This is a genomic window from Oceanospirillum beijerinckii DSM 7166, assembly GCF_000422425.1.
Taxonomy (GTDB): Bacteria; Pseudomonadota; Gammaproteobacteria; order Pseudomonadales; family Halomonadaceae; genus Oceanospirillum; species Oceanospirillum beijerinckii.
This window is the reverse complement of record NZ_KE383832.1, coordinates 29,507-54,355: the sequence shown is the minus strand read 5'-3', so window position 1 is coordinate 54,355 and position 24,849 is coordinate 29,507. Positions and strand designations below refer to the sequence as shown.

The following is a 24,849-nucleotide window of genomic DNA, read 5'->3' as shown; positions in this document are numbered from 1 at the left end:
ATAAGTCAGCGCCGCCTTTCGATTAATGTTTTCAGACAAATAAAAACGGGGACTTAAGTAAGTCCCCGTTTTATCAATCCAGTTTGACCCTGCTATTTCGCGGCATCTAATGCCTGATCAAGGTCTGCCAGCAGATCATCAATATGCTCAATACCGATCGACAGGCGAACCATATCGGCACTCACTCCCGCAGCCAGTAGCTCTTCATCATTTAACTGACGGTGAGTGGTCGCAGCAGGAATCGCAGAACAGCTCTTGGCATCGCCAATATTAACCAGACGCAGCACCAGTTGAAGGGCATCATAGAACTTAGCCCCCGCTTCACGGCCACCTTTGATGCCAAAGCTCAGAATACCTGAGGCCTTACCGCCCATATACTCTTTTGCCAGTGCATTATCTTTATGGCTTGCAAGGCCTGCGTATTTCACCCAGCTCACTTGCTCGTGACCTTCCAGAAATTCCGCCACCTTCTGGGTGTTTTCGCAGATGCGCTCGATACGCAGCGCCAGTGTTTCCAGACCTTGCAGCAGGTTCCAGGCACTTTGAGCCGACAGAGCCGCCCCCATATTACGCAGCGGCACTACTCGGGCACGAACGATAAAGGCGGCCTCACCTACATCCTGTGCGTAGTTTACGCCGTGATAAGATACATCCGGCTCGTTCAACAGCGGGAAACGCTCAGCGTTGTCCGCCCAAGGGAACTTACCGGAATCCACAATCACACCGCCAATTGTTGTACCGTGACCACCGATATACTTCGTCGCAGAGTGAATGACAATATCCGCACCCAGCTCAAAAGGCTTACACAGGAAAGGCGTCGCCACAGTGTTATCTACCACAACCGGCACACCGTGTTTGTGAGCAATTTCAGCCAGCTTAGCGATATCCACCACACTGCCGGATGGGTTACCGATGGATTCACAGAATACCGCCTTGGTATTGGCATCGATCAGACTTTCGATCTTGTCGAAATCGTCTTTATCGGCAAAGCGTACCTCGATACCCTGACGTGGCAGCGTGTGCGCGAACAGGTTGTAGGTCCCGCCATACAACTCACTGATGGAAACAATATTGTCACCCGTAGAAGCCAGTGTCTGGATGGTATAAGTGATCGCCGCCATGCCTGAACTGACCGCCAGGGCTGCAATACCACCTTCCAGTGCCGCAACGCGCTGCTCCAGCACATCACAGGTTGGGTTCATAATACGGGAGTAGATGTTGCCCTGAACCTTCAGGTCAAACAGGTCCGCCGCATGCTGGGCATCATCAAAGGAAAAGGAGGTGGTCTGGTGGATAGGCACCGCCACTGAATTCTGGTTGTCCGCGGTATAACCATGGTGTAGGGCAATCGTTTCCGGTTTCATGCAACCCTCTCTAAACAGTCCAATCTTTTTTTAATTATCCTCGTATGGGAGCTGGCCCATACGACTCCGTTAGCCGTGGTCCAGCATGATACAGAACGCCCCACGCTGCAATAGTGAATTTACCTCAACGTCAACCTTGCCAGAGATGTATATTTATCCATATCCTTAAGCTTTCGTTTTTCTACTGGAAGCAAACCATGGCCAAAGCCAAAACCGCCTTTGTCTGTATCGATTGTGGTGCCGACTATAAAAAGTGGCAGGGACAATGCAGTCACTGCGGAGCCTGGAATACCGTACAAGAGGTGCGCCTGGGTTCGGCCAGCAGTCGTAGCAGCAGCTCATCAGCAACAGGACGGGCAGGTTATGCCGGAGCCGCCGATGGTCAGATTCAGGATCTATCCGAGATTAATCTGCAGGAACTGCCCCGCTTTACCAGTACCATCGGAGAGTTTGATCGAGTGCTGGGCGGTGGCATGGTACCGGGTTCCGCTATTTTGATCGGTGGTCACCCAGGGGCCGGTAAATCTACCCTGCTATTACAGGTGCTGTGTCAGCTGGCGCAACAGATGACTGCGCTCTATATCACCGGTGAGGAATCCCTACAGCAGGTAGCGATGCGAGCCCAGCGCCTGGGCCTGCCCCCTCAGGGCCTGAAGATGCTACCGGAAACCAATGTGGAATCCATTATCGCCACCGCAGAGCAGATAAAACCCAAGGTGATGGTGGTGGATTCCATTCAGGTGATGCAGCTGGATGATATTCAATCCGCACCGGGTAGTGTCAGCCAGGTTCGGGAATGTGCCGCAGCCCTGACCCGCTTTGCCAAACAAACCGGCACTGTACTGCTGCTGGTAGGTCATGTGACCAAAGATGGCTCTCTGGCCGGTCCTAAGGTGCTGGAGCATATGATTGATGCCTCCCTGCTTCTGGAAGGCTCAGAAGACAGTCGCTTCCGTACCCTGCGCGGTCAGAAAAATCGTTTTGGTGCGGTCAATGAGCTAGGCGTGTTTGCCATGCTGGAAACCGGCCTGCGCGAAGTGAAAAACCCCAGCTCTATCTTCCTGAGTCGTGAAGAGGAGGAAGCGCCAGGCAGCGTGGTGATGGTGGTGTGGGAAGGCACCCGTCCACTACTGGTCGAGATTCAGGCCTTGGTGGATGAATCTCATCTAGCCAATCCCCGTCGTATCAGTGTCGGTCTGGATAATAACCGTCTGGCCATGCTGTTGGCGGTATTGAATAAACACGGTGGCCTGTTTACCGGTGATCAGGATGTGTTTGTGAACGTCGTCGGTGGTGTCAAAGTGCTGGAAACCAGTGCGGATTTGGCGCTGTTACTGGCCGTTGTCTCCAGTTTACGTAATCAGCCCCTGCCTCATAATCTGGTGATCTTTGGCGAGGTGGGGTTATCCGGTGAGATTCGCCCTGTGCCCAGCGGCCAGGAACGGATTCGGGAAGCGGCCAAGCACGGTTTCCAGCGCGCGATTGTGCCGAAAGCCAATATGCCAAAAGCTCAGATACCGGGCATGGAAGTGGTCGGCGTGACCAAACTGAGTGAAGCGCTGGATGCACTATAAAGGTGGCTGCTCCCCGCCCTATCAATACGGTTTTCCTGCCCTAAACCCAAAAAGGCTTTCGTAAAGAAAGCCTTTTTTCATCAATTCTGGGATTTGCTCGTTAAGACTAAGCCTCACAACACGACTCTGGCTTACAACGCCACCTCAACACCTGCTGTCAGGTAATAGACATCATCCTTCAGCTGGGTGTATTCCGTTTTTAACACCATACCCTTACTGACTTTCAGCGTCACACCACCACCGATGGATTGGCTTTGATCGCTGTAACGCTCACGCTGCTCATGGGAGAGATCCGCATTAAAGTCGTAATCAATATCCACATAGCCAAACTTCAGATTAATATCGATTAAGCTACCTGCAGGCTGAGTCAACACAATATAAGCAGCGGTCGATTTAAACTCTGCATCAGAGGGGGTTTCACCTCCTGAACCATCGCTCACCCGGGTTTTAAAACGTTCTGCATCCGAGTATTCCAACTGCAGCGACACGCGGGAATTCAACTTACGCCCCAGCGTCACAATGCGTGGATCAGCCTTATTGGTCTCAAGGCCTTCAGCCATCATGGCACCACCAAACACTCCCATATAACCCTCGCCAGAGACTGCAAAAGCATTAATAGACAACGGTAATAATAAAGACAGTAAGGCAGCCGCACGCTTCATAGTCTTAGCCCATAAGTGAGTTTTTTGTGAAGTAGTTCACATATACTGGCACACATTGACAGATATTTCTGCCACTATTGATTAATTTTTTACACATCCCCAGAAAATGCTGATTTGTCGCAAAACTTTGGCAGATGTTAAATAGTCAACCGTACCGTCTTCCAGCCATTTTCAGGCAGCCCACAAATAATCTGCCTGTCAGAGATCGCCTATGAATCACTATCAAAAACTTACCGAACGCTTTCAACAACTGCATCACTACAGCCATCTATTAAGTATTGCCGGTTGGGACCAAGCTGCAATGATGCCACCCAAGAGTAATGAAGCCCGAGCCAATGCCATGGCAGAACTGGGTGGCTTATGCCACCGTTTAGCCACTGCCGATGAGGTCAGCGACTGGTTAGCCGCGGCTGAACAGGAGGCGCTGGATTCTGATCAGCAAGCCAGTCTGCGTGAGATTAAGCGTCAAATCGAAAATGCCCATGCCCTACCGGAAGATCTGGTACTGGCCAAATCAAAGGCTGGCGCTAAGTGTGAGCACGCCTGGCGTACTCAGCGTAAAGAAAATGACTGGGCTGGCTTTGCGGAAAATCTAAAAGAAGTGGTCAAACTCAGCCGGGAAGAAGCGCAACTGCGCTCCGAGAAAACGGGCCTATCACCCTATGATGCCCTGATGGACCTGTATGAGCCGGGTATGCGCTCTGCTGAAGTCGATCGTCTGTTTGGTGATCTGCGTACCTGGCTGCCGGACCTTATCCAGAATGTGCAGGAGCAACAGAAATCCCGTGATCTGCCAAAACCTCAAGGACCATTTAGCATCGAGCAGCAAAAACAGCTAGGCCAGTATGCTATGGAACTGCTGGGCTTTGATTTTGACGCCGGTCGTTTGGATGTCAGCAGCCACCCCTTCTGTGGTGGTGTTCCTGAAGATGTGCGCCTGACCACCCGTTATAACACCGACTCTTTTGCTGAAAGCATGATGGGCGTAATCCATGAAACCGGTCATGCCCGTTACGAACAGAACCTGCCCCGCAACTGGCTGGGACAACCGGTGGGTGAAGCCCGCTCCATGGGTATTCACGAAAGCCAAAGCCTGTTTTTTGAGATGCAGGTGGGCCGCAGTCGTAGCTTCCTGAAACACCTGTCACCTAAGATCAGCGAGACCTTTGGTGCACAAGACGCTTTTAGCCCAGAAAATCTGTACCAACTGTACACCCAGGTTGAACCTGGCTTTATTCGGGTTGATGCCGATGAAGTCACTTACCCCGCCCATGTGATGCTGCGTTATGAGATAGAAAAGGCGCTGGTAGAGGGTGAGATCGAAGTGGATGATATCCCGGATCTATGGCAGCAGAAGATGCAGTCTTATCTGGGCATCGACACGGCGGGCAACTTTAAAGACGGTTGTATGCAGGATATTCACTGGACCGATGGCAGCTTTGGTTACTTCCCAAGCTATACTCTAGGGGCTATGTATGCCGCGCAGTGGTTCCACTGCATTCAGCAGCAGATCAGTGATGTCGAAACTCAGATTGAAGCAGGTGACTTGAGTCAGATCAGCCAATGGCTGAATGATAATATCTGGCAGAAAGCCAGCTTCCTGACCACGCCTGAACTGGTTCAAGCCGCTAGTGGTGAGGCGCTGAATCCACAGTATTTCCGCGAACACTTAGAAAACCGTTATCTGCATCAGGTTCGGTAATTAAGGCAGCACCGGGGTGAGGAATAAGATCCCCACCCCGGCATAAGACATTGGTTATGTATTGGCAATAATAGCGGCCTGATATTTCACCCTATTGTCAGACAATAAAGGCCTCCCCTGGTAATCAGGAGTTATCGGCCTGCTGGTCAAATGCCGCTTCAGCATCCTGCCAGGCGTCAGCAATAGACTGATAAGCTTCATTAAAGCCATCTTTCATCTCTGACCAGGCATCATGACTGCCTTCCTTCATGCCACCATACCATTCCGCCAGTCTGATTCGATCTTTACGAAGCTCTCTCAGCGCCTGTCGACTCTCTGAGCGGACATCTTCGCCAAGTTGATCCCATTGCTGATCCATCCGGTTTTCAAGCTGATCAATTCTGGAATCAATATTTTGTATCGCCTGTTCAGCTGTCTTCAAAGCTTCTTGCTTCTGCTCGTTTGTATAAGCCTGTAACGTTGTAATGACATCTTTAGTTTCCTGTTTTATATCTTTAACCGAGACATCGTCCTGTGCAGCCAGAACCGTTGATGAGACAGAAAAAAGTACAATAAAAGCAGATAAAAAATTACGATTAAAAAACATAACAACACCTGATAACTTATATTAAAACATTGACAATTAACACCAAACAACAAAACTTAATAACTTATTAGTTAAGTTTTATCTTTTTATTGCCAGAAACAAAGCCTGTCAGATACGTCAGTCAAATCGCTCAGATGCAGATTTAATTGCGATAGAAAGGGACTCTCGGGCCAGCTCAACACCTGACTTCATATCATGCCAGGCATCACCACTGGATTGCTTAAGCTGATCAATTTCACTGGAAAGCTTATCACGCTTAGCTTTCAGCTCATCAACCTGTTCGTAAAGTTCTTTATTTACAGAGCTATTGGCAGCATCTGCTTTAGCCTTAAGTTGCTCAATATCAGTTTTCCACTCATGCAGCTGAGCTTCAATTTTCTTCTGATAATCCTCTTTAGTACTCATATTTCAATTAACCCCTTTACCATCATCTTTTTGCAAAGCACGTCAGGTACGTTAACTGAGAATTCACCTTATCGAATAAAAACGATAAGAAGCTTGTTAAAAAGCATAATAAAACAGGAACTAGATGTCAAATAATCAGAAAAACAGAAAACAAAAAGATTACAAAAGACAATAAAGCATATTAAAAATATGCATACAATCCAATTAAAAACATATCACTCGGATAAACTTTCAGGATTGAATACAATATAGAGAACCCGAAACACCTGGTCGTGGCGGGCTGAATAGCCCGGCATACCACAGATAGCATACGAGCAAAGATATGATAAACGCACACCTGTCCGAACTGGCACCTCAGCCATTATGGTCTTTCTTTAAACTGCTGGCGAACACGCCCCGTCCTTCTGAGCATGAAACCGCTATTGTCAAAAAACTGGAACACTGGGCCGACAGCAAAGGCTTTGCTCACGAACGCGATGCTGCGGGCAATTTGCTGATTAAAAAGCCCGCCACAGCCGGATGTGAGCAGCGCAAAACCATTGTGATTCAGGGCCATGTGGATATGGTGGCCCAGGCCAATCAGGATTCTGAGCACGATTTTCTGACCGACCCTATTGCCACTCAGATTCAGGACGGTTGGTTAACGGCAACAGGCACTACCCTGGGCGCGGATAATGGACTGGGTGTGGCTGCAGGTCTGGCAATTCTGGATGCAGATGATATCCCACACGGTCCTATTGAGCTGCTGCTGACCATTGAAGAAGAAAGCAGCATGCGTGGCGCATTGGAACTGCAGGAAAATTGGCTGACAGGAAAATGGCTGCTAAATCTGGATTCCGAGGATCGTGGTGATGTGTATGTGGGTTGTGCCGGTGGTGTCGATGTCAACGTTAACCATCACTTTGACCTGCACAGTAACGCAGATGGTGCTTTAAAAATCCTGTTTACCGGTCTGCGTGGTGGTCACTCCGGCCTGGATATCGATAAAGGCCGGGGCAATGCCAATCGGCTGTTAGTACGTGCGCTTAATACCCTACAGACTGAATTTGCTTTCCGTTTGGCGAGCTTTAATGGCGGTACGCTGCGTAATGCGATTCCTCGCGAAGCCGAAGCGGTCATTACTTTGGCTGCGGATCTACACGTAGCCTTTAGCGATGCACTAAAGCAGCAAGTGGCCGTATTTAATAAAGAGTTGGCTGAAACGGATCATGAGTTGATCGTGCAGGTGACTGAATCTCAAGCTGATCAGTCGTTATCTATTAGTGATACCCAACAGCTAATCAACGTACTGAATGCGGCTCCTTGTGGTGTTGAGCAGATGAGCAACAGCGGTTTTGCTGGTGTGGTGGAAACTTCTAATAACCTGGGCATTGTCACCCTGATACATGATGGTAATCAGGCGGAGTTTGAAGCCTGTCTTCTGGTTCGATCTCTCAAAGACAGTGCGACTCAAGCCCTGGCAGAACGTATTCGTAGTGGCTTCCAGCTGATTGGTGCAAACGTTGAGTTTGATGGCGCTTACCCAGGCTGGACACCCAATGCCAAATCAGATCTGCTGCAACACTTCCAGGATTGTCATAAAGAGCTGATGGGTCAGGAAGCCCATGTGAAGGTGATTCATGCAGGGCTGGAGTGCGGCATTATTGGCGCAAAATATCCTGAACTGGATATGATCTCCTTTGGTCCGCTGATCCGTGGCGCACACTCGCCGGAAGAGAAGGTGGAGCTGAGATCTGTGGAAGAGTTCTGGCAATTACTAACCCTGCTGGTGCAGCGTTTGCCGTAGCAGGCTGAGGATTTGGAGCTAAAGGTATTTGATCCTGAAATACCTTTGGCTCTTATCCATACCGCTTTTGCTGCACAGAAAACCCCATATACTTCCGCTAAAAATCAACAAGCAGGTTGATACTGCTCGACGGCCAGATCACCACCTTATGAATCAAACCACTATTTGACAGTTGCTCATCACTGGATCACACTTCTTAGACAACCCAAATTGATACAAAATATTGTATTAAATTTAGCACGAAAGAGGCTTTCACATGGCGACTCATGTCATCTTGGCAGAAAAAACTGTCTCAATCTCTGAAGCCAGAAAAAGTCTGAATGACTATTTTCTGGATGAGCCGGTAGCGGTTCTTTCAAACAATAAGACAGCAGGCTATATGTTAAGTCCAGAGCTTTATGAGCGCATGGTACAGCTCATCGAAACAGCAATGCCTGAGGTGAAGTCCACGTTCCGTCCCAATGCTGACAGAATGGAAACAATCACCCGGCTATGCGAAGAGAAGCTTCTTAATGCAAAACCAGAGGATCTGGATGATTTCTCAGAGTGATAAGGATATTTAAAAGTAAGCTTATTCGGGAAACGATAGACGAATCCGAACTTACTCAACTTGAAACGGACTTCAGGCGTTATAAACAGGAAGGCGTTCTACCTGACCTGTTCGGTCGGGATGTGCCTTATGATCACCCCAATACACTGCCTGTTCTCAAGCAAGAAGAAGTGAAGCACCTCCACTTACTTGAGCAACCCATTCGCAAGCTCCAGTTTTATCGTACCAGTGATAGCCATCTGGTTTACTACGGGGGTTTTAACAATCCGGATATCTATCTTTTCATGGCTCTGTTGAGGCCTGACGCTCATCAACAAGCACGCCAGAATGAAGCGATGTATCAGTTAGGGGTTATGGCTCAGAACTTCAGAAAACGTTATTAAAACCAAGGAGTAGGTGTAAATGGACTTGAAATCATTCCCTATTGAAGACCAAAGAAAATTTATCCATGAAGCGGCCCATGCTGTTATGGCCTTACACCAGAAAATTGAGATTGAGGCTGTATGGGTTGATTTAGCTGCAGAACCTGAGCACCGAAGAAATAAGAAACTGAAAATTATCTCCGATAATGAGCAAGTAAACGATCCATATGCTTGCAAGAGAAAAGACTTAGGAGATCCTGATAAAAACACAGAAGAGGGGTTTGAGCTCCACTGGAAAATGGCAATTTATACCCGAGCAGGATACATAGCAGAAAGTTTTTATCTTGATGGAGTAGAACTTTTCCCTGAGGGAAAAGGTGACTTCGATAGTTTTTGTTATCACATATGGGCTTGTACAAAAGGGCCACTTTCAAGTAGAAAAAGTAAATTCTCTGCACTAAAAGAAAGCACAGATAGAAGAGTCGCAGCGAGCGTTCTAGGGAAAGAGGCCTCGAAGAGCTGTTCAGAGATAGTTAACTTAGAATGGTTCAGAGAATCTGTTTTCACTCTGGCAGAAGAATTAACTACCAGAGTGAGAATGACAGGAGAAGAAGTTAAAGCACTTCTTGCTGATTAACAATTAGCCCAGCAAAAGGCTATCATCACTGAGTTCTTCACCCTTATTGCGCGAGAACAGCGCCAACAGATCAGGTACATCCAGGCCTTCACGCTCATCACCCTGCACATCAAAGGCGATATTGCCTTCATGTAACATCAGGGTTCTGTCGCCCACATCCAGTGCCTGACGCATAGAATGAGTGACCATCAGCGCGGTCAGCTGCTGCTCAGCGATAATATCGCGGGTCAGTTCCAATACAAACGCGGCAGTTTTAGGATCCAGTGCGGCGGTGTGCTCATCCAGTAACAGGATCTTCATCGGCTGAAGAGTCGCCATCGGCAGACTGACCGCCTGACGCTGACCACCGGATAATAAACCCATACGGTCACCCAGACGCTTTTCCAGTCCCAAACCTAAACGACTCAAACGTTCCTGAAACAGCTCCTTGTACTCTTTTTTCATTGAGCGACTGAGGCCACGGCGTTGACCGCGTTTCAGTGCCAGCGCCATATTTTCTTCTATAGACAAGGATTCACAGGTGCCTGCTAATGGGTCTTGAAAGACTCGTGCTACCAAGCTAGAGCGCTTATTCGTCGGCCAGCGGGTGACGTCCTGATTGTCAATAGCGATGCTACCGGTATCGGCGATTACTTCACCGGCCAGGGAGTTTAGAAACGTTGATTTACCAGCCCCGTTACTGCCGATTACGGTGACAAACTGACCTTCTGGAATCTGCAGATTGATACCACGCAGGGCGTGATTTTCCAGCGGTGTACCCGCACCAAAGGTCACATGCAGTGCTTTTACTTCGATCATGCAGCACCTCCGCTACGCTTCAGCTTTTTCATACGCGGCATCACAATCGCCAGTGTCACTAGTACGGCAGTGATCAGGTTCAGATCCTGTGCTTGCAGGCCCAAGGCATCGGTATTCAGCGCTACGGCAATGGCCAGTCGATACAGAATGGCACCAATCAAACAGGCGAATAGCCAACGAGCGATGGTACGGGTGGACATAATGGCTTCACCACCAATGACAGCGGCTAGACCGACAACAATGGTGCCCACACCCATGGTGACATCGGCGGTACCTTGAGTTTGTGCAAACAAAGCACCGGACAGACCGACCAAACCGTTAGCCAGCGCGACACCCATAATGGTTAAGCGTCCGGTATGCACGCCGTTAGCACGGGCCATCTTGGCGTTTACACCGGTGGCACGCATCGCCAGACCGGTTTCGGAGGTCATAAAGCGTACCAGCAGGAAGTATACTGCCAGCACCACAAAGGTCAGCAGAATCGGTGAAATCAGATAGAAGGCGATATCCAGTTCTTCCCACGGCGTCAGCACCGTCTCATCACCCAGCAGGGCTACATTGGGCTTGCCCATAATGCGCAGGTTGATGGAGTAAAGCGCAATCATGGTCAGAATGGAGGCGAGCAGATTCATAATCTGCAGACGCACATTCAACCAGGCGGTTAATGCACCAGCCATACAACCGGCGACCATCGCCATAGCGGTGGCCACCCAGGGATTCCAGCCGGATACAATCAGTGTTGCTGCGACCGCAGCCCCCAGAGGAAAACTGCCATCTACGGTCAGATCAGGAAAATCCAGCACCCTGAAGGCGATAAAAACACCAAAGGCTACCAGACCAAATAACAGGCCGGATTCAATGGCTCCGAAAAAGGCTATTGCACTCACGATAGTTCCGCTTAATGTTACCTGAGTTAAGGTTAGTTCGGGATAAAGCTCCCGGGCTAGCGTCCGATGCGGCTTTGTCTCCAGTTTTCAGCAAGGCTTTAACAAAAAGCGCGAGGCAAAATCGAAAAACAAAAGCGTACGGATAAAAATGGCTCTGCCCGTGTGGATATCCTGGCCGGATTAACCGGGTGTGGATAACTTAACGGGCAGAGAGGTCACTGAGTTAGTTATTCTGTAAGAGATTGGCAGAAAGATCCGTGATCCCAATCAGCGATAAACTCACTCAGTTAGATGTGGTCAGCTGGATATTAGCTAACCGCTCATCCTATATCACTTCCGATAAATATCTTGTTATCAGGGTAGGCTGGATAAGCGAAGCGCCATCCGACACTGACTCCGATGCTCAGCTATTGTCGGAAGGCGCCTTGCGGCTTTTCCGACCTACAGCAACTTATCTTGAAGGGTATTATTTAACGATGGTTTTGGCTTGCTGGATCAGATCCTGAGACAAGGTCACGCCCATACGCTCAGCGGCAGCCGGGTTCAGCACCAACTCCATCGTTGCAATACCCTCAACCGGGATATTCTTTGGTTTTTCGCCTTTCAGGATACGCTCAACCATCGCACCGGTCTGACGCCCCACCTGGTAGTAATTAAAACCTACCGCAGCGATGGCACCACGGTTTACAGAATCAGTATCACCTGTAATGACTGGAATATCCGCCTGCTCAGCCACTTTCAGCACCGCTTCCAGCGCGGAGATTACAGTGTTATCGATTGGCAGATAGATAGCATCCACTTTACCCACCAGAGAACGGGCGGCAGCCAGTACATCGGCAGATTTCGTTGCGGCGGCTTCTACCACTTTCATGCCGCGCTCAGGTGCGGTTTCATGCACCATTTTTACCGAGCTGACGGCATTAGCTTCACCGGGATTAAAGATAACACCCACGGACTTTGCCGCAGGCGCAACCTGTTTCACCAGATCCATATGTTTGCCCATTGGCAGCATATCGGTAGTACCCGTCACCCAGCGGCCAGGTTTATCCAGAGCCTTAACCAGCTTAGCACCCACAGGATCGGTTACCGCAGAGAAAACCACCGGAATACCACGGGCCGATGCTACAGCTGTTTGTGCCGAAGGCGTGGTAATCGCCACAATCACATCTGGGCCGTCACCAGCAAACTTTTTCGCAATCTGAGCGGCAATAGTCGGGTTGCCCTGGGCGCTTTCGTAGTTCCACTTCAGGTTTTGACCTTCATTATAACCACGCTCTGCCAGCTCATCTTTGACTCCCTGACGAATCGCATCCAGCGATGGGTGCTCAACAATCTGGGTAATGGCGACATAGGATTCCGCCTGAGCGATCAGGCTGGTGGTTAGAGTGGCTGCGGCCAGCAGAGAACCTGCGGCCCATTTTTTAAACTTAGCGTTCAGTTGCATGTGCTTCTCCAGCGTAAAACCTTTGGGGCGAGCATTCTTTAAAAACTCTTCAGAAGTTCTTTAGCAGCGCTTCAGAAACTTTTCTGACGCTCTTCTGAAAGCGCCCGCGCACCGGTCTTCTCTTGTTATCTTCAGTTATTTCACCTTAGGGGGAGGCTGATTCGATTCAGGGTATAAACGCCTGCCTTGTATCAGCGTACTAGCAAGGTGATACTTATGACTCAGCACTATAACCCATCTGACTCTGGGGTCGAGTATCTCACTGCGAAAATTACCGGAATCAGGTGAATTTATCGGAAAATAAATTAAACACTATGGATATATCTCCTCAGGAACAGATTTTTCTGCTGCTCAGTCAGATCCCACAGGGACGCTTTACCACTTATGGTCGCTTGGCGAAGATGTTGCCTGGGGTTCATGCCCGTCAGGTAGCACGTATGTTATCGCAGCTTCCTGAAGGCACTCAGCTGCCCTGGCATCGGGTGGTTAACAGTCAGTTTAAGGTGGCGGATTTTCATGGCCGCGGTGAGCAAAGTGCTCGCTTAACCGCTGAAGGTTTATTGGTGTCGGCCAGTGGTCGCTTACCCAAGGAAAAACTTTGGCCCGATGAACACGGTTTTTGATTTTTCACCGCTTGGTTTGTTACATCAAGACCAAAACAAGCTGATATATGATCCGCAGCGGCGGGACGCCGGTAAAGTCGTGAAAAAACAGACTTCACAGACACAGGTTTGGTAAAAATCCTTCTCAAATGAAGTAGATTCATTATGAAAATGAGTAATTCTTGAACGGATATTACATTTTCTTGTGGTAACATAATGCCCCTGTTGTTACCGGAAGGTGGTAGACAGAGGTTACCAATTTACCCTATTAAATACGCTTGACGGCACAACCTCTGTACGCCAGTTATTGGCCAGCTTTCCCCAACACCTTCCCCTACGCAACAGATTGTTCGCTACAGCTTACTTCAGCACGGCACAGTTGCCGTACCGTTAGAGGATTCCAGTACAATGGCTACGACGTCTCTTGACAAGAGCAAGATCAAAATCCTTCTACTTGAAGGGGTGCACCAGTCTGCAGTTGAAAACTTCAAAGCAGCGGGTTACACCAACATTGAGTATCATGCCGCGTCACTGCCTGAAGAGCAGTTAAAAGAGTCTATTAAGGATGCCCACTTTATCGGCATTCGTTCCCGCACTCAGCTGACCGAAGACATTTTCTCCGCTGCGGAGAGACTGGTAGCAGTGGGTTGCTTCTGTATCGGTACCAATCAGGTTGATCTGAAAGCCGCTATGTCCCGCGGTATCACCGTGTTTAACGCGCCATACTCCAACACCCGTTCCGTGGCAGAACTGGTGCTGGCCGAAGCGATTATGTTACTGCGTGGTATCCCTGAGAAGAATGCGGTTTGTCACCGTGGTGGCTGGCTGAAGTCTGCGAAAAACTCCTTCGAGATCCGTGGTAAAACACTGGGTATTATCGGTTACGGCAGCATTGGTTCCCAGCTGTCTGTACTGGCTGAATCTCTGGGTATGAAGGTGATCTACTTTGATGTAATCACTAAACTGCCTCTGGGTAATGCCAGCCAGGTGGGTTCTATGAAAGAACTGCTGAACCGTGCGGATGTGGTTTCTCTGCACGTACCGGAAACCGCGGCGACTAAATGGATGATGGGCCCTGAGCAGTTTGCTGAGATGAAGCAAAATGCTATCTTCCTGAACGCAGCCCGTGGTACCGTGGTCGATATCGATGCACTGGCAGAAGTGATTCGTAGTGGTAAGTTACTGGGGGCCGCAATCGACGTATTCCCGGTTGAGCCACGCTCTAACGATGACGAATTTATCTCGCCACTGCGCGAATTCGACAATGTGATCCTGACCCCACACGTAGGTGGCTCCACTATGGAAGCACAGGAAAACATCGGTGTGGAAGTATCCGAGAAGCTGATCAAGTACAGTGACAACGGTACGACAACCAGTGCGGTGAATATCCCTGAAGTGGCACTGCCATCTCACCCGGGGCAGCACCGTCTGTTACACCTGCACGAAAACGTGCCGGGTGTTATGAGCAATATCAACAAGGTGCTGTCTGACAACGGCATTAACATCTCTGGCCAGTACCTGCAAACCAATGAAAACGTAGGTTATGTGGTGGTTGATGTAGATAAAGAGTACAGCTCTCAGGCTCTGGATGCTCTGCGCTCTGTTGAGCACACCATTCGTGCCCGCGTACTGTTCTAATACAGTACAGACCGAACGAGTTCTCTACTCGTGCAGCACTAAAAAGCCCGGCCATTATTGGTCGGGCTTTTTACTTGGCATCATAAAAGCACTGAAAAAAGCCAGTAAGGTCAGGTTCACTGTAATACCATTCCCGATGAGTTTCTTGATATCTGAGTAGACTGGATAAGCGAAGCGCCATCCGACATTGGCTCCGGTATCAGATGATTGCCTGAAGGCGACTTGGAGAGATGGTATCTACAACAACTTATCTTGTTTGGTATAAGTCCGATTCTTAAGCGACCAAAGGAACTGAGATCATAAAGCAGGCTCCTTCTCCCGGAGTACTCTCACAGCGAATCGAACCGCCCAAGGTTTGCGAGACCAGATTGTAGATCAGGTGTGCGCCTAGGCCGCTGCCGCCTTCGCCCCGCTTGGTGGTATAAAAAGGCTCGAACACCTTCTGTACTGCATCTTCACTCATACCCTTGCCATTATCGCTGTAGATCAACGTCAGCTCATGCTCGTTATGATGAATATCCAGTGATATCTCACCTTGCTCATGTTCATCAAAGCCGTGAATCAGTGAGTTCATAATCAGGTTGGTCAGCACCTGAAACAGTGCACCGGGGTAGGAATCCAATACGATATCATCCTCACAGTGTACCGAAACCTTATGTCGGGTCTTTTTCAGATTAGGACGCAGGGAGAGCAGCACCTCATCAATATAAGGCTTGAGAATAAACTGACGCCGCTCTTCACTGGATTGGTCTACGGCGACCTGTTTAAAACTGCGGATCAGTTCCGAGGCTCGACGATTATTCGTCATCATAATCTGTAACGTATCATCGGTGCGTGCCAGATAACCGGAAAAATCCGTTTCTGTCATCGCCTTATTTTGATACTTCTTCTGCAACGCCTTCAGATCATCCTGCATACTGGAAGCTGCAGTCAGGCAGATACCTACCGGGGTGTTTATCTCATGAGCAACCCCAGCGACCAGACTGCCCAGTGATGACATTTTTTCAGCTTCTACCAACTGGACCTGAGTATCCTTCAGCTGTTGCATCGCTGCAGATAACTCATCATTAGCCAGCTTAAGGGATTCCGTACGTTGTAAGACTCTGAGCTCCAGCTGGTCGTTGATCTCTTGCAACTCATGGTGAGCTTTTTCCAGCTGCTGTTGAGCGAGGTTTTTCTCATGAATTTCACGGGTAAGCTGGGAAGTCTGAGCACGAATCGCTTTTTGCATCTTAAGAAAGCTTGTCGCGAGATTACCCAGCTCATCATCTCTATCATCATCCAGATAGATATTACGATCCCCCTGGGCAATGCCGTGGGTGGCAAAAATAAACTGTTGCAGAGGTTTACCTACCTGCCAATGCAGTAACCAATAGACCATACCCAGGGTAATGGCTAATAAGAATGCTCCCAGATAAAGCACCAGTTGAGCTTCCTTCCAGGCTTTTGCAGTCAACTCCTGCATCGGGTATGCCGTAGCAAAAAACCAATCCGGCTCAGGAAGATGACTTAGAACAACAAAATAGTCACCTCTATCAGAGCGGTATTCATGCCAGCTATGACCAAACGTCTTTACCCGATCATAAGCTTCTGTCAGTAATGGCAGATCTACAGCCTGAATGTCCAACTGCCCTTCAGCAATAAACAGTTGCTCCATCAAGCCCGGATAAACAATCACCTTTCCAGTATGAGAAAACAGAAAATTAAATGCCCCCGGATAGCTTTCATTTAAAGTACGTTGGAACATCTCATTCAGATAAAGATCATGGCCTATAGTCCCAATCTGCTGCTGATTCAGCTTTAAAGGCGCTATGCTGCTGACCAGCCATTTACTGGCGACATTATCGTAATAAACCCCAGTCCACTCGGCTTTATCATCCGACTTATGCCCGACATTCAGCGACTCCTTTTCTGGCTGACTCTGTATCTGTGTGTGATGCCCATGGTAATAGTTTTTCTGTTCCGTTAAATCGACACCCGTATCCAAAAAACGGGTCCAGTGTACTTCTGGCCAATACACAGAAATAAAGTTTTCCTGGCCAATAATAAACAAGTTGGAAAACTCTTTATGCCAGCCGGGTCCAAACTGATTAGTCAGATCGGAAAAAATCACCATCTTCTTTTTCAGCTCATCGGTCACCTGTGTATCATCATCAATATAGTTGCCCGAGTACTCATTCAGATCGTTATAAGCCACAGCATTTCGCCAACTACCATCCTCCTCCAACTGCATCAACTGCTGAAAACGGGCGTTATAGTCCGGTTGATCCAATGCATTAAAACGCTGGATAAAGCTATCCTGTATTTTATTTAGATGTGATTCTGCCAACTGAAAATGCACACGCTCCCGTGCAATACGTTCTTTAGCGTACAGAGCAACCTGTTCCAGATAGAGGCTCTGAGCACTTAGAAAAAAATGTTCAAATAGCAGCAAAACGCCAGCGATAATGGTCAACGAAATAAGAGGGGTAAAAATCCATAACGCTCTGCGGGCAAGTGTATTGCCAATTTTAGCCGACATAACAGCAACCTATGATCCATCCTACCCTTAACTAATAGGCTATGACATGGCACTCCTCAAGGGAGAATATACGTTTGCCCGGCAGAAGCGACATTAGCGGGGATAAGACATGCCATGTTCCCCTGAGTATTTTTTGCCAGCCTGAGCTTAGTTCTGGTCAACGGATTAGCGGTCTATTCCGGTATTCAAGACCCGGAACATCTGCCAATATCGGAATCTATATAGATCGGGTGACTCTGCACTTTAGCTCAACTCTCTAGGATTAGAACTGCACCATGAAAAAAAACTTACTCCCCTTAACAACACTATCACTGGCTCTGGTTTTATCCGCCTGTGGCAGCTCTTCCAAAAAAGATGAAACGACCGCCGAAACGGCTGAACCTGCGCTGACACCACGGGATTATCCCGCCTGGATCGATCAACCCATCGTAGAAGATGGCATTGCAGAGAGTGCCTGTGTCGGCTCCAGTGGTAATATGACACTGGATAAAAAACGCGCCATTGCCAACTCCCGAGCCATGATCGCTCAGTCTATCGAAAGCCGTATCAAAGCAATGGATAAGACCTATCAGAGAGTAACCGAAAGTGAAAAGGCCATGACCTCTGGCTCAACCTTTGAAAGTGTCTCCAAGCAAGTGACGGAGCAAAACTTACGCGGTACCAAGGTGTTGGAAGGCGGCTACTTTAAGATCAATGATAAAAACCAGTATTGTGTGATGGTGGGTTATGGCCAACAACAGACCAAGGCCATTTTTGATAGTGCGATGGCCGCGGCCAAGGTTGAGATGACACCAACCTCTGAACGCGCCATGTATGAGGAATTCCGTGCCTATAAAGCACAGCAGGAGCTGGAACAGTCACTGCAGTAGTTAGCAGGTTTGGGGAGAGCGCTTACGGTAACAGGCTTGGAGAGATAGTACTTCAAGCCTTTTTATCTATCTTTTGATTCTGAGCTACCGTTTGCAGGGAATACGGATAGTAAAAACCACTCCTTGAACTGCACTTCTAGCTAAGGCTTCAGTGATGAAGCGAAACTGCCAAAAAGCCAATGCCGTAGACAATAAAATAACAATAGATACCCAGCCTGCTACATAGAGCAGGTTTTTGTTGCGATGGAGAGCCACGTTGGGTTTTGCATTCACCGCTCTCAGGCTATGATTTGGCATCTTTCAAGTAATAGGTTATTGCTCTTGTACTCTCCAGACAACGCTCCGGCCCTGAAACCGGCCCCTATCACGCCATGCCCACTCTGTCAGGGGCAGGAGTTCGCCCATTATCATAGTGATAAACGCCGGGATTACTGGCATTGCCAGCAGTGTGATCTGGTCTTTGTGGCGAAAGCCCAGCAGCTGTCCTGTGATGACGAGAAAGCGATCTATCAGCAGCATGAAAATAGCCCGAACGATGAGGGCTATCGTCGTTTTCTCAGCCGTATGGCATTGCCTATTCAACAGCGCTTACCCAAGGGCAGTAAAGGCCTGGATTTTGGCTGTGGTCCTGGCCCGACCTTGTCGCTGATGCTTGAAGAGCAGGGGTATGAGATGAGTGTCTACGACCTCTACTTTGCCGATCACCCCAGGGTGCTGGAGCAAAGCTACGACTTTATCACCAGTACCGAAGTGTTTGAGCACCTGGCCGCCCCCAAAACCGAACTGGAGCGCTTACTGAATATTCTTAACCCCGGTGGCTACCTGGGGATTATGACCAAGCGGGTGCTTAATCAAGCCGCTTTTGCCCGTTGGCATTATAAAAATGATCAGACCCATATCACTTTTTTCTCCGACGCCAGCTTTCACTGGTTGGCACGGCACTATGGCCTTGAGCTGGAGATTGTCGATAACGATGTGGTGCTGTTCAGAAAACCGCTGTAGCCTCATAGCGAGTGTTTTAGCAATAACCGATCTCTTCACTCAGCTCAGTGGTGCTGCGCATAAAGGTGCCACTGCCACGAGCAACCTCTTTGCCCCTGTCATCATAGACAATGGCCTCGGCAATCATCTGGGATTTACTGCGGCTGATCACCTTGCCTACGGCTTTAAGCTGTCCCTGAGTCACAGGGCGCAGAAAATAAGTGGTAAAACTGGAAGTAACCATAAAAAAGCGTGGCTCTAGTGAGTTTGAGGCAAAGTAAGCTGCATCATCCAAGGCTTTAAAATAGACCGAACCGTGAACAGCCCCAGCGGCATGGAAGAAACTCTCTTGTACTGCAAAACTGATGGTGGCCTGTCCCTTTTCAACCAGAATTGTCGGCTGGTAAAGGTCATTACAGCGTCCTGCCAGATACATATTTTCCAGTTTGCTGAAGTGCGCTTGCTTCATCTTATCGACTCCTTTTTATCCTATTGTTATGCCATACACTCGCCTAAGGCCTGTATGCTAACTCACTGAAAAGCCTTTAATCTAACGATTAATCCATCACTCGCACAAACCTCATACCTCTTCCCCACCGGTACTCCTGCCGCGTTCAAAGCGGGTTCTTGATCATCTTATGTCACCAAACTGACACCCCTGTGTCAGTTTTCTGTCACGGCGACTGCCTAGAGTTGCCATAAAAGTGCAGTTGTAACACCTATCCATTCAGTAACAGGTGATCTCGTGGTAAATATCGAACAAGTGGTCAATGATAAGTTTCCTGCCATCTCCCGTCGCAACCCTATCGTTAAAAACGGTTTATTCCGTTTCCTGCGTTGGTTGTGCCGGGAACAGGAGATCAACCGTTTTCTCGATAAGCATCAGGATGTGGACGCCGCTGAGTTTGTCGATTTGGTCTTAGACTACTTTGATTTCAGCCTGGTCGTCAGTGACAGTGAGCGGGAAAACATTCCGACAGAAGGCCGGGTTGTGATTATTGCTAACCACCCGATTGGCACTCTGGATGGTCTTGCCTTGCTAAAGCTGGTCCGTAGCGTGCGTCGTGATGTGCGTATTGTAGCCAATGATGTGCTGATGCAGTTTGCACCTCTGCAGCCTTTGCTACTGCCTGTGGATAATATGACGCAAAGGGGCTACAAGCAGAGTACGACGCGTATTCTTGATGCCCTGAAAAATGATGAAGCGGTGATTGTATTCCCGGCTGGAGAAGTCTCCCGCGCGGGACCTGCAGGTATTAAAGATGGTCGCTGGCAGGCGGGCTTCCTGCATTTTGCCCGCAAGACCAACAATCCTATCTTGCCGATCCATGTGGGCGGGCGTAACTCCTCCTTGTTTTACAGCATGTCAACGCTGGCCAAACCACTGGGCACCTTGATGCTGCTGCGGGAGATGTTTAAACAGCGTCAGGTGCGCTTACCGGTGCGTATCGGCCAAAGTATTCCGATGTCTCAGCTGGATATCGATAACTTATCAAACCGGGATAAAGCCAAACTACTGAAGAAGCATGTTTATCGCCTCAGCAAAAATGGTAAGCCAATCTTTCAGACCGAAAAAAGTATCGCGCACCCGGAAGATCGCCGCATTCTGCGCAGGGAACTGAAGCAATCACAGCTGCTGGGCGAAACCCGGGACGGTAAACAGATCTACCTGTTTGATGCGCCTAAAAACTCCATTGTGATGAAGGAGCTGGGGCGTTTGCGCGAGATCTCATTCCGCCGTGTCGGTGAGGGCAGTGGCGAAAAACGGGATCTGGACAACTATGATCGCTACTATCGCCATATCGTGCTGTGGGATGAGGATGAGCTGGAGATTGTCGGAGCCTACCGTATTGCCGAAGCCGGGCCCTTGATCACGGCAGAAGGCCTGGATGCGCTCTACTGCAACGAACTGTTTTCCATCTCACCGATGCTGGAAGATAAGTTGACCAAGGGGATTGAGCTGGGACGCAGCTTTGTCCAGCCCAAATACTGGGGCAAACGCAGCCTGGATTATCTCTGGTTTGGCATTGGGGCTTATCTGCGCCACAACCCGGAAATTCGCTATATGTTTGGCCCGGTGAGTCTGAGTAATAGTTACCCTCAGGCTGCCAAGGATATGATTGTGTATTACTACAGCCACTATCATGGCTCAGAGCATAGTCTGGCGAAAGCCAATGCCCCTTACCAACTCTCACCTGAAGTACAAAAAGAGATGTATCAGCTCTTCTCCGGTGACGATGCTCAGGGGGATTTTCTGATCCTGAGGGAACAGCTGGATCATTTGGGAGTCACAGTACCCACCCTGTACAAGCAGTATACAGAACTGTGTGAAGAAGGCGGTATCCAGTTTATGGATTTCAGTGTCGATGCGGATTTTGGCTACTGTATTGATGGTTTTATTCTGGTGGACCTGGAAAAGGTGAAAGAGCGCAAGAAAGAGCGCTATATCCATAACGGTCTGGGGGCAGGAGCCCAAATACCGACAGACAGCAACGGCAATATACAAGTGATCAATCTTCAGACAGACCACTCGCTATCAGTGTCGTAATCTCACTGATCAGGCTATGGTCGTAGCGCCAAACCTTATCGATAGAGCCTACTCGCAGCTGATTTAATTATCGTGCTTGGGAGTCGGCTCTTTATGCTTACGCTCTTGTTTCTTAAGTAAAAACCCTACAAACGCTGTCATTAAACCGTCTCTAATCTGTCAACGCGGTGGCATATTCCCTTCGATATACTGCACTGCATCAACTATCATTGACTGAATGATATCTTTGTTTGTCTGAATCTACAGACCTATTTTAATGGAGAAATGTAATGACGCTGTCTTTGGAAGGAAAAAAAGGCCTGGTCGTAGGTATTGCTAATGAAAGCAGTATTGCTTACGGCTGTGCCAAGGCGCTGAAAGCCGCTGGTGCAGAGCTGGCAGTGACCTACCTGAACGAAAAGTCCCGTAAGTATGTTGAACCTCTGGCTGAGGAGCTAGATGCTCGCTTGCTCCTGCCAATGAATGTGGAAAGCCAGGAAGAGCTGGACGCTGTTTTCCAAACCATTGAAGAAGAGTGGGGCGAGATTGACTTTTTGGTTCACTCGATCGCCTGGTCTCCTCTGGATGAGTTACATGGCCGCGTTGTGGACTCCACCAGCGAAGGCTTTGCACGTGCGATGGATATCTCCTGTCACTCTCTGATTCGTATGGCAAAACGTGCTGAGCCGCTGATGAAGAACGGCGGTTCTATCATCACTATGAGCTACTACGGTTCTGAGAAAGTTGTAGACCACTACAATATGATGGGCCCAATCAAGTCAGCACTGGAAAGCTCTGTGCGCTACCTGGCCGCTGAACTGGGTGAGAAGAATATTCGTGTAAACAGTGTATCACCAGGCCCTATGATGACCCGTGCCGGTTCTGGTATTGATCACTTTGACGAGCTGCTGAACGAAGCGGCAAGTCATTCCCCACTACACCGCCTGGGTACCCCGGATGAAGTGGGCAACATGACTGCCTTCCTGGTCAGCCCTATGTCTTCAGCCATTACTGGTGGCGTTCACTACGTGGACGCGGGCCACCACATCATGGCGTAACATCTTCTTTATCGTCTTCTGAATACTTATTTTGCCGGGCTAATGCCCGGCTTTTTTATCCCAACGGCAACGATTCGCAGACTCTCAGCAGAGAATCCTTATTATAACGTCTTGTACCCGACGCAAGGCCCACAGGACGAAAACATGCCATTATTAGTATTCATACACCTTAGAGCCGCCATCAGCCTGAGCTCGCAGCAAGGCTCGCTCAGCTTCACTATGCATCAATTCATAACGCTTGCTTTCGCCAATCACCGAGCTTATGCCTAAACTCATCGAAGTATCCTGCATCATCTGCTGTAGCTTCTGATGAACCTTAACCGCCAGCTTCATACCTTCACTGAAGTCAGTGTGAGTACCCCAAAACATAAAACGGCTATCACCGCTGCGACAAATGCGCATATGCAGAGGTAAAAGCTGTTTCAGTTCAGCGGCAACTGATTTCAAGCGTTCTGATAGCAAGTCTGCGCCATAAGTAGATAACTCAAGATCCTGATCAAACGCCAGTAGATAGAGGCTATGAGGCACATTATTATTTACCTGTTGCAACCCTGAGACCACCTGTTGCTCAAAGGCAGATATAGAGAGTAATGACGTTATGGAGTCTTTTTCCGCCAGCTGGCGCAAATTGATATGGGCATGCTGCAACTGCTCGTTCTGATCTGCTATTCGCTTTATAGCATGAAGCAGGTCCTGAATATTCTCCGCAGGCTTATCAGGAAACTCAGAATATTGGGTAGTACCTAAACCTTGTGAAGCCTTACGTAAACGTTCACCATCAGAGTACACACTCTGAGCCAGTTGCTGCAAAGTTTCAACCAACTGGTTATAGCTATTAGCAAGCTCAATAAGCTCTTTACTGCCTTTAGGCTTCAAGCGGAACTGCAGATCATGTTCCCCTTTTGCCAGCTGAGACATCGCACGAACAACCAGAGACATTTGGCTGATCAATTGGCGCACAAAGAAGAAAATCACAACACCTACGCTGATTACAACCAATGTCAAATTGATTAGACCGGTTTCTTTGGCACGCAGGAAATCCTGTTGCAGCATCTCCATATTCAACCCGGTGCCCAGAGTCCACTGCCAAGGCTCGAACAGATCGGCATAACTGGTCTTGGGTAATAACTCGCTTTTATTGGTAGCATCAGGCCATTGATAATGTACAAAACCACCACCGGCTGCTGCCATTTCATACAGGCGTTTTACTAATGGCAAACCAGTCGGATCCTGCATTCCCATAATATTAGTACCTTCCAGCTCCTTAATACCGTTGCTGATCGATACGCCTTCGGCATTGCCCATAAAGATATAGTTACCACCATCATAGCGAATAGCAGAAATAGCCTCTAAAGCCCGGGCTTTTGCCTCCTGCTCAGGCAGCTCGCCCCGCTCTGCTTTTTGTTGGTAGTAGCTCAGAATGCTTTTTCCAGAATCCACCATATGAACAACATTGGATTCATAGCAGGCCTGAATCTCCTTACGGGAATTGGCCTGCTCAAGGTAAGTATTGACTCCCAGACCCAGGATAAACATCAATAATAGGGACCAGACACGGATAGAGATAGAGGTTTGCATTGTTTTATATACCTTATACAGTCGCCTGCCAGGTTATGCAGCCAACATCCACAAAAATTCTCTGGTCCATCAGAATCTCAGTAGCCATACTACCTGCAGACAACATGTGTCTCTAACAGCTGAATCACTCCAACTGTTTTACAGGCGAAGAATTGGATCACATAACATAGCTTAGCGACCTGACAAGAGAATAAATATTACACGTCATTACACGTCGAGAGTTCAGGCATTACGTCACCAGACTACCTGAGCCAAATAAGACGTCACTGGCCCATGGCGATCCAGTATGCCTACTTGTCTATTTCTCCTGTCAGCAAA

Annotated in this window: 22 protein-coding genes; 12 read left to right on the top strand and 10 right to left on the bottom strand. The window is 48.7% G+C overall.

The genetic code is table 11. The features are described from left to right. Positions 1–92 precede the first annotated feature (92 nt). Positions 93–1,364 (bottom strand): O-acetylhomoserine aminocarboxypropyltransferase/cysteine synthase family protein, encoded by a 1,272-nt coding sequence (locus H579_RS0122350; protein WP_028302508.1) that lies wholly within the window; start codon positions 1,362–1,364, stop codon positions 93–95. A 197-nt stretch (positions 1,365–1,561) separates the two neighbouring features. On the opposite strand from H579_RS0122350, the gene radA reads away from it, so the two are divergent. Next, positions 1,562–2,938 (top strand): DNA repair protein RadA, encoded by a 1,377-nt coding sequence (radA, locus tag H579_RS0122345; RefSeq protein ID WP_028302507.1) that lies wholly within the window; start codon positions 1,562–1,564, stop codon positions 2,936–2,938. 131 nt (positions 2,939–3,069) lie between these two features. Here radA and H579_RS0122340 read toward each other — a convergent pair whose 3' ends face one another. Next, complete coding sequence (locus H579_RS0122340; RefSeq protein WP_028302506.1) at positions 3,070–3,600, bottom strand: hypothetical protein; 531 nt, start codon at positions 3,598–3,600, stop codon at positions 3,070–3,072. Between the two features lie 211 nt (positions 3,601–3,811). Between H579_RS0122340 and H579_RS0122335 the strand changes: the two genes are divergently transcribed. Further along, positions 3,812–5,302 (top strand): carboxypeptidase M32, encoded by a 1,491-nt coding sequence (locus tag H579_RS0122335; RefSeq protein WP_028302505.1) that lies wholly within the window; start codon positions 3,812–3,814, stop codon positions 5,300–5,302. A gap of 124 nt (positions 5,303–5,426) precedes the next feature. Here H579_RS0122335 and H579_RS27165 read toward each other — a convergent pair whose 3' ends face one another. Next, positions 5,427–5,888 carry a sll1863 family stress response protein gene (locus tag H579_RS27165; protein WP_051228222.1) on the bottom strand — a complete coding sequence of 154 codons (462 nt, stop codon included), beginning with the start codon at positions 5,886–5,888 and terminating at the stop codon, positions 5,427–5,429. Between the two features lie 117 nt (positions 5,889–6,005). Beyond that, positions 6,006–6,293, bottom strand: a complete 288-nt coding sequence (locus H579_RS0122325; protein WP_028302504.1) for a sll1863 family stress response protein — start codon at positions 6,291–6,293, stop codon at positions 6,006–6,008. Positions 6,294–6,618: 325 nt separating this feature from the next. Here H579_RS0122325 and H579_RS0122320 point away from each other — a divergent pair, with 325 nt between their 5' ends. The 4 genes from H579_RS0122320 (at position 6,619) to H579_RS0122305 (ending at position 9,628) form a co-directional block, all read left to right on the top strand. Next, entirely contained in the window at positions 6,619–8,079 is a 1,461-nt protein-coding gene (locus H579_RS0122320; protein WP_028302503.1) for an aminoacyl-histidine dipeptidase, read from the top strand. Between the two features lie 256 nt (positions 8,080–8,335). Continuing rightward, positions 8,336–8,629, top strand: a complete 294-nt coding sequence (yafN, locus tag H579_RS0122315) for a type I toxin-antitoxin system antitoxin YafN (RefSeq protein ID WP_028302502.1) — start codon at positions 8,336–8,338, stop codon at positions 8,627–8,629. Next, a complete protein-coding gene (locus H579_RS0122310; protein ID WP_036567239.1) occupies positions 8,626–9,012 on the top strand; it encodes a type II toxin-antitoxin system YafO family toxin in 387 nt (128 codons plus the stop codon). Before yafN ends, H579_RS0122310 begins: the two co-directional genes overlap by 4 nt. A gap of 19 nt (positions 9,013–9,031) precedes the next feature. After that, positions 9,032–9,628 (top strand): hypothetical protein, encoded by a 597-nt coding sequence (locus H579_RS0122305; protein ID WP_028302500.1) that lies wholly within the window; start codon positions 9,032–9,034, stop codon positions 9,626–9,628. Positions 9,629–9,631: 3 nt separating this feature from the next. Here the strand turns inward: H579_RS0122305 and H579_RS0122300 are convergent, their stop codons facing one another. The 3 genes from H579_RS0122300 to H579_RS0122290 all read right to left on the bottom strand — a co-directional run bounded on the left by H579_RS0122300 (position 9,632) and on the right by H579_RS0122290 (position 12,757). Beyond that, on the bottom strand, positions 9,632–10,426 hold the full coding sequence (locus tag H579_RS0122300; RefSeq protein WP_028302499.1) for an ABC transporter ATP-binding protein: 795 nt from the start codon (positions 10,424–10,426) through the stop codon (positions 9,632–9,634). Further along, entirely contained in the window at positions 10,423–11,313 is an 891-nt protein-coding gene (locus H579_RS0122295; protein ID WP_211224785.1) for an ABC transporter permease, read from the bottom strand. Before H579_RS0122295 ends, H579_RS0122300 begins: the two co-directional genes overlap by 4 nt. 466 nt (positions 11,314–11,779) lie before the next feature. Then, complete coding sequence (locus H579_RS0122290) at positions 11,780–12,757, bottom strand: ABC transporter substrate-binding protein (protein ID WP_051228220.1); 978 nt, start codon at positions 12,755–12,757, stop codon at positions 11,780–11,782. A 284-nt stretch (positions 12,758–13,041) separates the two neighbouring features. On the opposite strand from H579_RS0122290, the gene H579_RS0122285 reads away from it, so the two are divergent. Together H579_RS0122285 and serA are read left to right on the top strand one after the other, a co-directional pair. Beyond that, on the top strand, positions 13,042–13,380 hold the full coding sequence (locus H579_RS0122285; protein ID WP_245583349.1) for an MGMT family protein: 339 nt from the start codon (positions 13,042–13,044) through the stop codon (positions 13,378–13,380). Positions 13,381–13,767: 387 nt separating this feature from the next. Then, the gene (gene serA, locus H579_RS0122280) at positions 13,768–14,997 is read left to right on the top strand and encodes a phosphoglycerate dehydrogenase (protein WP_028302495.1); all 1,230 of its coding nucleotides are present in this window, start codon (positions 13,768–13,770) and stop codon (positions 14,995–14,997) included. A 274-nt stretch (positions 14,998–15,271) separates the two neighbouring features. Here serA and H579_RS28270 read toward each other — a convergent pair whose 3' ends face one another. After that, the gene (locus tag H579_RS28270; RefSeq protein ID WP_051228218.1) at positions 15,272–17,518 is read right to left on the bottom strand and encodes an ATP-binding protein; all 2,247 of its coding nucleotides are present in this window, start codon (positions 17,516–17,518) and stop codon (positions 15,272–15,274) included. A gap of 275 nt (positions 17,519–17,793) precedes the next feature. Between H579_RS28270 and H579_RS0122270 the strand changes: the two genes are divergently transcribed. Both H579_RS0122270 and H579_RS0122265 read left to right on the top strand, forming a co-directional pair. Then, positions 17,794–18,387, top strand: a complete 594-nt coding sequence (locus H579_RS0122270) for an LPP20 family lipoprotein (protein WP_028302494.1) — start codon at positions 17,794–17,796, stop codon at positions 18,385–18,387. A 321-nt stretch (positions 18,388–18,708) separates the two neighbouring features. Further along, positions 18,709–19,389: a class I SAM-dependent methyltransferase gene (locus tag H579_RS0122265; protein WP_245583348.1), complete on the top strand. Its 681-nt coding sequence runs from the start codon at positions 18,709–18,711 to the stop codon at positions 19,387–19,389. A 16-nt stretch (positions 19,390–19,405) separates the two neighbouring features. On the opposite strand, the gene H579_RS0122260 is transcribed toward H579_RS0122265, so the two are convergent. Beyond that, a complete protein-coding gene (locus H579_RS0122260) occupies positions 19,406–19,837 on the bottom strand; it encodes a PaaI family thioesterase (RefSeq protein ID WP_028302492.1) in 432 nt (143 codons plus the stop codon). Positions 19,838–20,113: 276 nt separating this feature from the next. Between H579_RS0122260 and olsF the strand changes: the two genes are divergently transcribed. Both olsF and fabI read left to right on the top strand, forming a co-directional pair. Continuing rightward, entirely contained in the window at positions 20,114–21,916 is a 1,803-nt protein-coding gene (olsF, locus tag H579_RS27155; RefSeq protein WP_084624293.1) for a bifunctional ornithine lipid synthase OlsF, read from the top strand. Positions 21,917–22,185: 269 nt separating this feature from the next. Next, positions 22,186–22,953 (top strand): enoyl-ACP reductase FabI, encoded by a 768-nt coding sequence (fabI, locus tag H579_RS0122250; RefSeq protein ID WP_028302491.1) that lies wholly within the window; start codon positions 22,186–22,188, stop codon positions 22,951–22,953. Positions 22,954–23,106: 153 nt separating this feature from the next. Here the strand turns inward: fabI and H579_RS28265 are convergent, their stop codons facing one another. After that, positions 23,107–24,531 carry a cache domain-containing protein gene (locus tag H579_RS28265; protein ID WP_028302490.1) on the bottom strand — a complete coding sequence of 475 codons (1,425 nt, stop codon included), beginning with the start codon at positions 24,529–24,531 and terminating at the stop codon, positions 23,107–23,109. Between the last annotated feature and the right edge of the window lie 318 nt (positions 24,532–24,849).